Origin of the sequence: Dictyobacter alpinus, from assembly GCF_003967575.1 — a bacterium.
GTDB classification, from domain to species: Bacteria; Chloroflexota; Ktedonobacteria; order Ktedonobacterales; family Ktedonobacteraceae; genus Dictyobacter; species Dictyobacter alpinus.
Window position 1 is genome coordinate 5,353,096 of sequence record NZ_BIFT01000001.1, and the last position, 11,387, is coordinate 5,364,482.

Annotated in this window: 13 protein-coding genes; 5 read left to right on the forward strand and 8 right to left on the reverse strand. The window is 54.6% G+C overall.

From position 1 onward, the window contains the following. Positions 1 to 164: 164 nt before the first annotated feature. The gene (locus EL633_RS37230) at positions 165 to 830 is read right to left on the reverse strand and encodes a hypothetical protein (RefSeq protein WP_176599710.1); all 666 of its coding nucleotides are present in this window, start codon (positions 828 to 830) and stop codon (positions 165 to 167) included. A gap of 334 nt (positions 831 to 1,164) precedes the next feature. On the opposite strand from EL633_RS37230, the gene EL633_RS21145 reads away from it, so the two are divergent. Continuing rightward, positions 1,165 to 1,365, forward strand: coding sequence for a hypothetical protein (locus EL633_RS21145; protein ID WP_126629101.1), 201 nt, complete (start codon positions 1,165 to 1,167; stop codon positions 1,363 to 1,365). Positions 1,366 to 1,416: 51 nt separating this feature from the next. On the opposite strand, the gene EL633_RS21150 is transcribed toward EL633_RS21145, so the two are convergent. Both EL633_RS21150 and EL633_RS21155 read right to left on the reverse strand, forming a co-directional pair. After that, positions 1,417 to 1,755: a GIY-YIG nuclease family protein gene (locus EL633_RS21150; RefSeq protein ID WP_126629102.1), complete on the reverse strand. Its 339-nt coding sequence runs from the start codon at positions 1,753 to 1,755 to the stop codon at positions 1,417 to 1,419. A gap of 243 nt (positions 1,756 to 1,998) precedes the next feature. Further along, positions 1,999 to 2,859, reverse strand: coding sequence for a helix-turn-helix transcriptional regulator (locus tag EL633_RS21155; RefSeq protein WP_126629103.1), 861 nt, complete (start codon positions 2,857 to 2,859; stop codon positions 1,999 to 2,001). Between the two features lie 138 nt (positions 2,860 to 2,997). Between EL633_RS21155 and EL633_RS21160 the strand changes: the two genes are divergently transcribed. Beyond that, entirely contained in the window at positions 2,998 to 3,894 is an 897-nt protein-coding gene (locus EL633_RS21160; RefSeq protein WP_126629104.1) for an aldo/keto reductase family oxidoreductase, read from the forward strand. A gap of 20 nt (positions 3,895 to 3,914) precedes the next feature. Here the strand turns inward: EL633_RS21160 and EL633_RS21165 are convergent, their stop codons facing one another. Further along, positions 3,915 to 4,502, reverse strand: a complete 588-nt coding sequence (locus EL633_RS21165; protein ID WP_126629105.1) for a GNAT family N-acetyltransferase — start codon at positions 4,500 to 4,502, stop codon at positions 3,915 to 3,917. Between the two features lie 142 nt (positions 4,503 to 4,644). Here EL633_RS21165 and EL633_RS21170 point away from each other — a divergent pair, with 142 nt between their 5' ends. After that, entirely contained in the window at positions 4,645 to 5,217 is a 573-nt protein-coding gene (locus EL633_RS21170) for a PadR family transcriptional regulator (protein ID WP_126629106.1), read from the forward strand. Positions 5,218 to 5,223: 6 nt separating this feature from the next. Here EL633_RS21170 and EL633_RS21175 read toward each other — a convergent pair whose 3' ends face one another. From EL633_RS21175 to EL633_RS21190, 4 genes are all read right to left on the reverse strand, one after another. Next, on the reverse strand, positions 5,224 to 6,579 hold the full coding sequence (locus EL633_RS21175; protein ID WP_126629107.1) for an FAD-dependent oxidoreductase: 1,356 nt from the start codon (positions 6,577 to 6,579) through the stop codon (positions 5,224 to 5,226). 1,092 nt (positions 6,580 to 7,671) lie between these two features. Further along, on the reverse strand, positions 7,672 to 8,055 hold the full coding sequence (locus EL633_RS21180; protein ID WP_126629108.1) for a hypothetical protein: 384 nt from the start codon (positions 8,053 to 8,055) through the stop codon (positions 7,672 to 7,674). A gap of 106 nt (positions 8,056 to 8,161) precedes the next feature. Continuing rightward, positions 8,162 to 8,551, reverse strand: a complete 390-nt coding sequence (locus tag EL633_RS21185; RefSeq protein ID WP_126629109.1) for an ester cyclase — start codon at positions 8,549 to 8,551, stop codon at positions 8,162 to 8,164. 79 nt (positions 8,552 to 8,630) lie between these two features. After that, positions 8,631 to 9,548 (reverse strand): LysR substrate-binding domain-containing protein, encoded by a 918-nt coding sequence (locus EL633_RS21190; protein WP_126629110.1) that lies wholly within the window; start codon positions 9,546 to 9,548, stop codon positions 8,631 to 8,633. A gap of 172 nt (positions 9,549 to 9,720) precedes the next feature. Between EL633_RS21190 and EL633_RS21195 the strand changes: the two genes are divergently transcribed. After that, positions 9,721 to 10,419, forward strand: a complete 699-nt coding sequence (locus EL633_RS21195) for an alpha/beta fold hydrolase (RefSeq protein ID WP_126629111.1) — start codon at positions 9,721 to 9,723, stop codon at positions 10,417 to 10,419. A gap of 179 nt (positions 10,420 to 10,598) precedes the next feature. After that, the gene (locus tag EL633_RS21200; RefSeq protein WP_126629112.1) at positions 10,599 to 11,375 is read left to right on the forward strand and encodes an SDR family oxidoreductase; all 777 of its coding nucleotides are present in this window, start codon (positions 10,599 to 10,601) and stop codon (positions 11,373 to 11,375) included. Positions 11,376 to 11,387: the final 12 nt, after the last annotated feature.

Sequence of the window (11,387 nt, forward strand, 5' to 3'; positions counted from 1 at the left end):
TTTGGTGGTGATAAGTACTGGTATTTTGCCAAACTTCGTTTGGTCGGTTGTGCGCCCGCTACGCGGGCGGTGTGGGGGAGAGAAGCCGGGGGCACAGCCCCCGAACCCCTAGTCAAGGGGTTGACCGCCCCTTGCATCCCCGTTTTTTATCAATGGTACCTGTATTAGCTAATAGTAAAGGTAGCTGATACAACGATATTTTTGCCGCCCACGGTATCGGGGTCTACTGTGCCGCTAAAGTTGAGTGTGGCGCGATACGTGCCAGGCTGCCAGACGCTGGTATCGGTGCGCTTCGTGGGCATCGGACCTGTCTGTGGCTGTAGTTTCTGGTTAATTGACTTGCCCGTATTCAGTGGGACCAGGGGAGCCGCGTGTACATTGATACAGCGGCCCTGTGGCTGCCAGTTGCCATTGACCAGCATCTCAAGCTGAATCATGCTACAACTGGTCCCGGTCGCGGATAGATAGATTGTATCTTTCATGTTATTGCTGATAGTTACGTTGATTGGATCTTTGGTTGAATAGCCGGCTTTATCCAGAGCCAATTTAATGCCACTCTTCGGATCCTGGGGAGATCCTGGAATTGGCACACCCCGGCTGGGGGGCCGCATCTGGTGCTTGTTCGTCGGAGTCGGGGTCAGCGACTGAGGCGTTGGCGTTGGCGTAGGTGTCGATTGTTGTGTTGTTGGTGTTGGCGTAGGTTTCGGGGTAGGATTCGATGCAGAAGAATTTGAGTTAGATTGAGCATCCTGGTTTCCACAAGCTGCCAACAAGATCAGGCAGAGCGGGACCGCGATGAATAAGGTGATAGAAAATTTATTGCTGCGCATAGTGTCCTCCTTCTACAAAGTAGACGGATCACAGCAGAAAAAAGTTCCCATGTGGCAACATGACCACCATGATCATACACGACCCGGGGGTGTAACGCTAAGGGGGGAGGTGTGCGTGTTGAGGGTAGCGCATTTTTTACTGCTAGTAGGACAGGTGTTCAGTGGCGGTGTAATGATTATTGTGCGATACTGTAGCTACGATACTTGTTAAAAACGATAAAAGCTGTAGCATTACAGTGGTGAAAGCTGAAGCGAAAGCGGAGCAGTCCTCGTAGTAATAGAAGAAAACTATAGCTGAAGATTGTCGATAACGTGAACTGGAAGGATGGAACCCATGTTTCAGCGCAGGCCAAATGAGAATATGTTGATTGCCGTTGGGATAGGTATTTTTGCCATGTATATCATTGGCTATAATATGCATGGGGTGGCGATATTTAGCACCTTTAGCACCCAATGCTTTTTCGCGCTGGTCGGGGCTTCAGCCATTGTACTGGGTTGCGCGGGCCTCTATACTACCTGGAGGCGTCGCTACTAGCTGATCCTCTGTTTTTGACGCGGCTCCCCCTCTGGTGAGAGCCGCGTTATTTTAGTAGGCTTTTTGAAGCTCCAGTTTGTCCTGCCACAGCTCCTCAAGCATCTTTAGATCAGCAAGAAATTCGCTGGCATTCTGGCCAGGCTGTGGCTCAAGCTCCTCAAGTATCTCTAGTTTGAAGGCCTGCGGACCCTGCTGCTCCCAATCCTGTTTCATCTTTGGATGGACGACCAGTCCGGTTGTCTGCGCAAACTGAAAGCGATTGCGCACACTGTTAAGGTCAGCAGCATGTCCGAGCAGATATTTCCCGTTTTGCGTATTGGTAATCGTATAGACACCGCCACTGGCTCTGCGCTCCTTATAAGCTTTCGTGATTTCTTTTTTTCTGTTCATATCCTGATACTAATCTAACTAACGTTACTTGTCAAGTGGCTGTGTAAAATCGTGTGTCATTCATTTTTTTGCAAAGGCAGACAGCCATGGACCAGAGACTCATCCCCTCATACCGCGATAGGTGATCCCCACCATGGTCATGATGAGGGACGTTCACGTGGACCGTCTCCTTGCCACACGGTTAGGTTGCCGAAACATGATTCTGTTACAAAACCCTTGTGTTGGGTGTGACAGGCATGTGAGTTAGCCGACGGGAGTGGCGGGTACCTTCATCGCCATGAGGTGCTGTAATTTGGTTAGCGTATCCGTTTCAGGGAGTGGGGTATAGATCATGACTTTGAGTTCGGGCGTGGGGGGGACCTGTAGGGTTGTATGCTCGAACATCAGCAGTCCTACCAGGGGATGCTGTATGTCTTTGCGGGCATCGGTCCTGCCACGGACATCGTGACGCGGCCACCAGTCACGGAATTCGGGACTGACACGCTGGAGGTCAGTGATCAAGCGCTTGAACCATTCTTCATCAGCGTAACGCACGCTATCCGCACGGAATTCCGCGAGCACTCTTTGTGCGACCTGTTCCCAGCTGGGATTGTGGATCTGACGACTCCTGGGATCAGTAAAAAGACGCCAGACGGCATTATACTCATAGGGCGGTACTGGCTCCATGAGCAGAAAGAGCTGCTCACCCATCGTATTCCAGGCTAGATAATCCCAGCGCCGACCAATGACGAGGGCTGGAAAAGGATCAAGCGTGTCAAGCACACGGCGTAACGTAGGACTTACCTGTTCATGCGATACATAGGTATCGACAGGATGTTGCTGATCAGCAAGCAAGAAAAGATGTTGCCGTTCGTCAGGCGTGAGTTGTAATCCATCCGCAATACTATGGAGTACATCGCTGGAAGGATGGATCGCGCGCCCCTGCTCCAGCAGGGTGTACCAGGAGACGCCCACATTCGTGAGTTGCGCCACCTCTTCGCGTCGCAATCCTGGCGTGCGCCGCCTGCCACCGCCTATCAACCCCACCTGTTCAGGCGTGAGGCGCATACGTCGCGTACGTAGAAAATCTGCCAGGTCCTGTCTGCGTTGTTCGTCGTTGATCATCCTTTGCTTCCTTATCCTACTAGTCTCAATCATACGATAAAGAGACTCTGGTCATATGCTAGCCCTGATGGGATACTCATAAGTGTATCACACAGCGTGATCATCGCAGTTTCAACAAAAGAAAGAGGATAGTTTCTTATGGTATCGCATTCAGGGAATCAATATACTAATCTACCGGCTACAGCCGCAGGAACATTTACCATGGCCGATGGTCTGACGGTCACGCGTATGGGGTATGGCGCGATGCAGTTGGCGGGCCCGCATGTATTCGGCCCACCCGCTGACCGTGAGGCTGCCGTGGCCGTATTGCGCGAGGCGGTCGCGCTGGGTATCACGCACATTGATACCAGCGACTTCTATGGTCCATATGTCACCAACCAGATCATCAAAGAGGCCCTGCACCCTTATCCTGGTGATCTGCACATCGTCACCAAGATTGGAGCCTTGCGGGACGCCGAGGGAAACTGGCCTCAGGCGCTGGCCCCCGAGCAACTGCGTCAGGCCGTACGGGACAATCTGGAGCATCTCGGACTCGACGCCCTCGACATCGTCAACCTGCGCGTCGGGGGCATGGATCGTCCCACGCCAGGCTCGATCGCCGAGCCGTTTAAGGTACTCGTGCAACTCCAGCAGGAAGGACTGGTCAGGCATCTCGGTATCAGTAACGTGACCGCTGAACAGGTCGCCGAGGCACAGTCTATCGCGCCCATCGTGTGCGTGCAGAACTTCTACAATCTCGTCCACCGCGTCGACGATGACCTGATCGACTCTCTGGCCACGCAGGGTATAGCCTACGTGCCCTTCTTCCCGCTTGGTGGCTTCTCTCCTCTGCAGTCCGACAAACTGGGGGCGGTCGCTACGCGTCTGGACACGACACCGATGGCCGTCGCCCTGGCATGGTTGTTACAGCGCTCACCGAACATCCTGCTGATCCCAGGCACCTCATCGGTCGCGCATCTACGCAGCAACATTACTGCCGCTACGTTGACCCTGTCCGATGAAGATCTGGCCGAGCTGAACAGCATTGGCGCGTAAGTATAACCTTGCTAGCAAGATCAGGCATTCGTCGATGGCGCTAATGGCTGATGCGGACGCACCATCGATTTAGCCATCAGGATATCGGGCTTGCCGAGTCCGTTGGCGTCAGGGATGACGCCGACGATGATATAGCCGAGCTTCTGATAGAATTCATAGGGATGGTGGTTGAGATTTTGAATTGAGGCGATGTGGTCGCTGACCCCGGTGAAGAGATTCACGTCCGAGAGGGTTGTGCGACCACTTTCGTCGTCGGTCCCCAGCATGATCGTAAGGCCGCCGCGTGCCTTGACCTGTTCCTCTAGATCGGCCACCAGGGCGCGCCCAATTCCCTGCTGCTGCTTATCGACACGCACCACCAGGGGATGAAGTTCCCAGACGCGTCCTTCGTACTGGCTGATCGCGCCGATCCACCCCAGGACCGTGCCATCCTCATCCAGCGCCACGCGACTCAGGCGTCCATCGGCGAAGGAGGCCTGTACCTCTTCGGTCGCCACACTTATATTGGGCCAGGCAGCGGGATAATCGGGCGCAAAGCCTTCAACTAAGAGTTTCGCAACCTCATGGAGCGTTACCGCGTTTTCTGGTTCCAGTGCCGTAATATGCATAAATATCGATCCTTTCATGGCGCTCATTGTCTGCTTGACGAGGCAGGGCCACCACCTTATACTGAAGATCTTACAGGCTGCCGACCGTCGTGTCGACCCTCCTACTATCTGATACGTTGAGCTTTGGCCAGGGGAACCAAAAATGTACGAATTAATTGTCCTTTCGCTCTTGATGCGTTTTCCTTTGCATGGGTATTTAATTGCGCAGATCGCCAACGACATGATCGGTCCCTGGGCCAAATTGAGTAACGGGACCCTGTACCCGCTATTGAATCGCCTGGAGAAGCAGGAACTGATTGTGCGCGCCAATGGTGCGGGGGACGGAGAGCAGTCGGTTCGGACCTTTATGATTACTGAGGCAGGCCGCAAGCGTTTTTATCAGGTAATGATGGATACTACATCTAATATTGGTGATTATCAGCGCTTATTCCACCTCAAGGTCCCTTATCTCGACCTGCTGGCACAGAAAGATCGCCTGCACTTACTCAATCATTACATGAACTACTGTCAGGCCTGCTTGCTGCATATCAAGACCCAATCAGAGAACCTGCTCCATGAGATAGATGCTACGAATACGCACAATCTGCATTTTCGAGAAACGGCCATCCAGACCATGGATCATATGGCCGCGCTCTGGCGGGTAGAGCTGGAATGGGCGACCCGGCTCCATGCTAGCCAGGAGGCTGCGGCCGAGCCACCAGCCTCCGAGGCCTAGTACTGTTTAATGGCTTGTTACCAGCTCGGCTGGATTGCGCATCTCCTCGGTCCATTGCTCCTCAAAAACATGTTTGAGAGGTGGAAGAAGATTGCAGGCCCGGAACCAGGTCCGGTTGAATTCGCGGCCAAGGCGACCATTGGAACTTGCAAGTCGGGCATTCTGGAGCGTGCTGTGAACCGCCTTGAAGCCATATTTGCGCATATCGGCCTCATAGCTCTTAATGGCCGGCAATAGTTCAAGCTCGCCACGCTCAACGGCCGCCAGTTGTTGTGCCAGTTGCCGGGCATCACGCAGCGCCATATTGGCCCCCATCCCACCAACCGGAGTCATATTGTGGATGGCATCGCCCAGCAACGTCACATTTGAGCTCTCCCATGGTCCGATCGGGGCCGAGTACTTAAAGGTCGTAAAGCCCACACTATCGGGATCCGCCTCGGTGATCAGGCGTAGCAGGTCGGGATGCCAGCCCGTCATACGCTGCTTGACTAATTGCTGCAACGCCGCGCCATCCAGGGTATCCGCCGTGGCCGGAAAATTCTCAGTACGGCCAATGAAGGCCCAGAGAAGATAGCTCTTTGACGTATCCACCAGCTTCTGTAGATCCAGGCCCGCGGCCTCAAGCTGAGGGCGCCTGCTCTCCAGACCGGCAAGATTCGCCGGAGACGGATCGAAGAAGGCATTGAAGAGCGTATAATTGTTTGGAGCCATGATCAGATTCAAGCGGCTCGAAAGTGCGGCAGGCAGCCAGGCCCGATTCTGCTCCGTCAGAATCAGCTTACCGCCCATGCCTCCCGAACCCGCCTCGACCCGCCGGGCGTGTGGCAGATACTGCTTACGGACCCGCGAATTAGCCCCATCGGCCCCCACCAGTACGTTTCCTGTAGCCGTGCTCCCATCCATAAAAAAGGCCGTCACCGTCCCATCGGCTGCCCGCTCATAGCGCTCAAACGTCTTGCCAAAATGCAGTACATCCTGTAAGTCCGCCAGCAAGATCTGGCGCAGCGCCATACGACTAATCGGATGATGGGCATCGACCGCATTGCCCTCGCCATGGGCCATAAAATCCTGCCCCACCACCACCAACTCCCGTAGCTGTTCCGTCATAAAGCCTAGTCCGGCGGGTGGCCGACCGGAGACCGCCACAAACGCCTCCCAGAGAGCCTCAGGCAAACATACATGCAGCGCCCGACTACCAATAGGATTAATATGGATACGATGGCCCTGTAACCAATGCTGCGGATCCGCCCCATCCCGCTCATAGACCGCCACCCGCACGCCTGCCGCCTTAAGTCCATGAGCCAGACACAGTCCACCGATCCCGCCGCCAATGATCAATACATTTAGTGGTGAAGAAATCATCGTTCATTATTTCCTTTACACGTATTATGTCCCACAATAAAGCTAGATCTATCAGACGGTCTACTAGTATGTCTAATAGACATATAATAACCAGGAAATTCAGGCTTGTCAAGCGTTGGTGGTATTTTTGCGTAATCTGTTACCATGGCCATCATAGGGTGGTCAGATATAGTGAGTAAGGTAAAAAAAGAAATGCATTATTGGTATGAATGAAAGACAAGTGGCACCCGCCTTGAGCGGGAGCGAGTGCCATAGCCGATCCAGAGATACAAACCCGAGAAGGACGACGGGGACGGAGGAGTATCCTTGATCCAGCCTCTACTAACTAGTTCCTGGGGATAAGACAAAATGCGGAAATAACGTTTCAAGTTGCAATTCATATATAACAAAAAAAGAAATAGCAGCAGTAGCGGCAGCCCTGGTGGCTGCGAACCTTCGCCCACGAGCGAATCCGCCAGCACTTCGAGTACACGTACCCGCCAGCCTTCCCTTGCAACCATCTCCGTCCACCTGCCCCTGCGATCATAACATTGACATAAAGGGGCAGGCGGACGGAGCTCATCGTGGGGCGAGACGTGGTGGCAGGTGAACTTATGGCGTGGGCGGCTTCGCTCGTGGGCGAAGGTTCGCATCGCTTAAGCACGTTGGGGGCCACGAAAACGGTGTGAAAAGCAGCGCGTCTATCGAGGAGAAGACGTGAGAAGCCAGCGTGACGTACGTGGAGTGGGCGCCACACGCAAGGCCGGCATGCGGCATGATCAAAGGCGATACATGTTAAGAAAGCATCGCATGCCTGTGGCGCCTACACCAATCATGGTTCTTCAAGCATGATCGCTTCGGAATGGTGTGGTGGGCGATCATGTGATATTCCCTCACACACGTTCCAACATGATTAGGCAACATCCAACGAGATTGGTGTAGGCGCCACAGCACTGCGAGTCGTTCTGACATCCTGGCCCACGAAAAGCCAGCAGTGCGGCCTTGCATGTGGCGCCACTCGACGTCCGTCACGCTGGCTCATACCCCCACTCGACGTACACGACGCCATGCCATGGAGATGAGCTAACCGAAAAGGATTGGCCACCAGCGGTCCTATTTATTGATGATGCGTCCAAATGCCTGGGCGGCTCCGAGTGCGACCAGGAAGGCGCCTCCGGCGAGGTTGAGGGGGGCGGTTTCGCTGGCAGGTGGAACCTCTTGCTTACGTACAATTGGGATCAGGTGTCCGATAAAGGCTCCAAAGACTGGCAGGCCGCCAAGTAGCATCCAGAGTCCGCCGCGTAGGCGCTGGGGGAGGCGATAGGTTAAGGGCATCAGGCCGATAATGGTAAAGGCCAGGATGCGGAATGGCCGCTCCTGGGGCTCGGCGAGCATGCTCTGAGCCTGATGTATACCGATGGCGGCCAGCGCAATTACGAGCCAGCGTGGGTTCGCCGGACTCTTGGTCGGCTGCTGGCTGATTTGTTTCCATTGCATTGTTGTGTTTTCCTTGCTGATTGATTGCATAGCGATATATCGCGTTGATGCTATCAGGCATTCTAACACTTTTTTTTCGCGCACATGACTGTCCATTTGGACAGTTTTAAGCGGAGGCTTCGTGGGGCGGCGTGACGGTGGCCCAGCGCTCGGCGATCTGCTTGCCTTCGAAGCGCCATTGCACAAAGCCATGAAACTCCATCTGCTTGCCACTTCTGGCATCCTGCCAGCGCCAGATATTACGACAGACCACCTTATCGCCCTCCGCAACCATATCCTCGATCGTAATCTGGATACCGGGCATAAGATCATACATCTGCCGCATCATAGCTTCATCCTCTGCAATGCCAACAGGCTTACCACCGGGACCATCATGATCGTAAAAGTCAGGAGTCATATTCTGGAGAATCACTTCCGCCTTTTTGTTGTTGACGAAATCCTCGAAGTGTTGACGTACAAACGCTTTCATTTCTTCAGGAGTGAATTGTGTTGCCATCTTCTTTTATCCTTTATTCATCAATTAAGAAACTCCCATGATCTTTTTCCCTGCTATCTATTATATGATATCTAGATGCTTATTTGTGCTTTCCGTTCTGAACGACTTCGCGTACAGTCGCGAGGAAACGTTGCAAGATGGGTGAAGGATCATTGCGGCGCCAGATAATGTTGAATTCGACGATGGGCGTCGGATCGACTACGTCGAGAAAGACAACGTCCACATAAGATCCCAGGTTGGCCGTACTCTTTGGTGCCAGGCTCACACCGAAGCCGGCAGAGACCAGGCTGAGAATGATGTGCTGCTGATTGATTTCCTGCGTCACGTTGGGATGGAAACCGACCTGTTCGAAGAGGCGCATCATATAGTCGTAAGTTGTGGGATCGAAAGGGCGAGCAAACCAGATCCACGCCTCATGCGCCAGATCGGCGAGGGTGATGTTTGGCTGCCTGGCAAGTTTATGGTTGGCGGAGAGCAGAGCAACCATAGGCTCATGCAAAATAGGTTCTTGCGCCAGCGTTTCCTGTTCCAGCGACGTGATCGCGAAAGAGGCATGGGTGGCGAAACTCACGTCCAGCATATTTGTGTTCAACTGCTGCATCTGCTCAATCGTCACGAGGTCGCGCAAGATAAGTTCGACCTCGGGATAGCGCATGCGATGCAGGCGTAGGATTTGAGGAAAGAGGGGATTGTAGGTTAGACTGGTATAGCCAAGCGTGAGTTGTCCCAGTTCGCCCCGGTTTGCCCGCTGCGCCCGGCGGACCGCTCGCTCGCTCCTTGCTAAAATGTCATATGCTTCCGTCAGGAACACCCGGCCGGCCACCGTAAGTTGTACCGTGCGGTTGGAGCGATCGAAGAGCTGCACTCCCAGATCCTTTTCCAGATCGTGAATCTGCTGGCTGAGAGGAGGCTGAGCCATCGAGAGTCGTTCGGCGGCGCGGCGAAAATTCAATTCTTCGGCCACCGCCACAAAATAGCGCAAGTGTCGCAGCTCCATGGCATGATATCCCTTTCATATCATCGGGTAACAAAAGATATATTGGACACGTAACTCCCATGCATTATATCCTTTCTGCGGGACCCTCAATACGTGATCCTTCTTACTCAAACGGGAGTGAGAAGGGAAAAGTGAAATATGAGACGAAATCTCATAGGGAGAGGACAAGAATATGTCGTCTAACGTCAATATTGTGCTGGTGCATGGAGCCTTCTGCGATGGTTCGAGCTGGGCCGGTGTGATCCCACTACTGCAAGAGGCCGGTCATCATGTCGTCGCTGTACAGCTTCCCCTCGTGAGCCTATCCAGCGACATCGCTGTGGTCAAGAGTGCCACCGCCTCGCTAGCTGGTCCAACCATCCTGGCCGCCCATTCCTATGGTGGCGCCGTCATCACTGGAGCTGGTAGTGACCTGGCCAACGTCACCGGACTGGTCTACATCGCTGCCTACGCGCCCGCCGAGGGCGAAACGCTCGGCGACCTCAACCAGAAATTCCCTCCTACCGAAGGCCAGGGCAAAATTGGTCCTTCCTACTTAGAGAACGCACTCTATATTGATCCCGAGGCCTTTCCCCAGGTCTTTGCCGCCGACGTCGAACCCGTCCAGGCTCGTGTCCTTGCCGCCGTCCAGCGCCCAACCGGACTCGGCTGCCTGACTGAAAAATCCGGCCCGCCCGCCTGGCAAAAACTCCCCTCCTGGTATCTTGTCTCCGAAAACGACAAGACCATCAATCCCGATGCTGAACGCTGGATGGCCCAGCGCGCAGGTTCAACTACCAGCGCCATCGCATCCAGCCACGCCTCCCCCGTATCCCACCCCCGTGAAGTCGCCGACCTCATCCTCACGGCCGCGCAGGCCAGCGCGAAGTAATCCCTGATCGCTGTGAAGGAAGCGTATAGGCGTTGTGCCTGGGGAACAGATCGAAGAAATCCGATCTGTTCCCCAGTTTTATCTCTCCTCACTTTCCGCACAGGTCTCCATGCGTAACGGCATAGCAGGCAGGTGGTATACTATGGGGAATAGTCGTTTTTAGCGAAAGGTGGTATACGATGGTACCGCAAGAGGTCAGGCGTAGGATTGCGCTGGTGACGGGGGCGAGTCGGAGGCGGGGGATTGGGGCGGCGACATGTCTGGCGCTGGCACGGATGGGGGTCGATGTATTTTTTACCTATTGGCATGACTATGATGCGTCGATGCCTTGGGGGGCCGAAGAGGATCGGCCGGAGGCGCTGAAGCGTGAAATTGAGTCCATGGGGGTGCGCTGCGCGCATCGGCTGGTTGATCTGGCGGCGGATGATACTCCACGACAGGTGATGGATGCAGTCGAGCAGCAGCTGGGGCCGGTGGATATCCTGGTGAATAATGCGACGCACGATGATTTTAATGCGCCGTTTGAGCAGCTGACGGGGGCTATCCTGGATCGCTATTATGCGGTCAATATGCGCGGGACGATGCTGCTGACCGTGGAATTCGCGCGCCGCTTTCAGGCGGGCCGTGGTGGACGGATTATTAGTTTGACCTCGGGACAGGGCCGGGGCGCGATGACGGGTAAGTTGCCGTATGTGGCCACCAAAGGCGCGATCGAGGCCTTTACGACCACGCTGGCCGTCGAGGTCGCGCCACGCGGTATTACCGTCAACGCGATTGATCCGGGTCCCACCGATACCGGTTGGATCACTGAAGAGATCAAGCAAGATCTCCTGCCGCGTTTCCCGATGGGCCGGGTGGGACAGGCAGAGGATGCGGCGCGTCTGATCGCATTGCTGGCCAGTGAGGATGCCGAGTGGGTCACTGGCCAGATTATACGCTCTACGGGAGGCTTTTGATGTTCAGCCAGC

Coding starts and splice junctions, on each gene's coding strand:
- EL633_RS37230 (WP_176599710.1), bottom strand. CDS start 830: ATGCGCAGCAATAAATTTTCTATCACCTTATTCATCGCGGTCCCGCTC.
- EL633_RS21145 (WP_126629101.1), top strand. CDS start 1,165: ATGTTTCAGCGCAGGCCAAATGAGAATATGTTGATTGCCGTTGGGATA.
- EL633_RS21150 (WP_126629102.1), bottom strand. CDS start 1,755: ATGAACAGAAAAAAAGAAATCACGAAAGCTTATAAGGAGCGCAGAGCC.
- EL633_RS21155 (WP_126629103.1), bottom strand. CDS start 2,859: ATGATCAACGACGAACAACGCAGACAGGACCTGGCAGATTTTCTACGT.
- EL633_RS21160 (WP_126629104.1), top strand. CDS start 2,998: ATGGTATCGCATTCAGGGAATCAATATACTAATCTACCGGCTACAGCC.
- EL633_RS21165 (WP_126629105.1), bottom strand. CDS start 4,502: ATGCATATTACGGCACTGGAACCAGAAAACGCGGTAACGCTCCATGAG.
- EL633_RS21170 (WP_126629106.1), top strand. CDS start 4,645: ATGTACGAATTAATTGTCCTTTCGCTCTTGATGCGTTTTCCTTTGCAT.
- EL633_RS21175 (WP_126629107.1), bottom strand. CDS start 6,579: ATGATTTCTTCACCACTAAATGTATTGATCATTGGCGGCGGGATCGGT.
- EL633_RS21180 (WP_126629108.1), bottom strand. CDS start 8,055: ATGCAATGGAAACAAATCAGCCAGCAGCCGACCAAGAGTCCGGCGAAC.
- EL633_RS21185 (WP_126629109.1), bottom strand. CDS start 8,551: ATGGCAACACAATTCACTCCTGAAGAAATGAAAGCGTTTGTACGTCAA.
- EL633_RS21190 (WP_126629110.1), bottom strand. CDS start 9,548: ATGGAGCTGCGACACTTGCGCTATTTTGTGGCGGTGGCCGAAGAATTG.
- EL633_RS21195 (WP_126629111.1), top strand. CDS start 9,721: ATGTCGTCTAACGTCAATATTGTGCTGGTGCATGGAGCCTTCTGCGAT.
- EL633_RS21200 (WP_126629112.1), top strand. CDS start 10,599: ATGGTACCGCAAGAGGTCAGGCGTAGGATTGCGCTGGTGACGGGGGCG.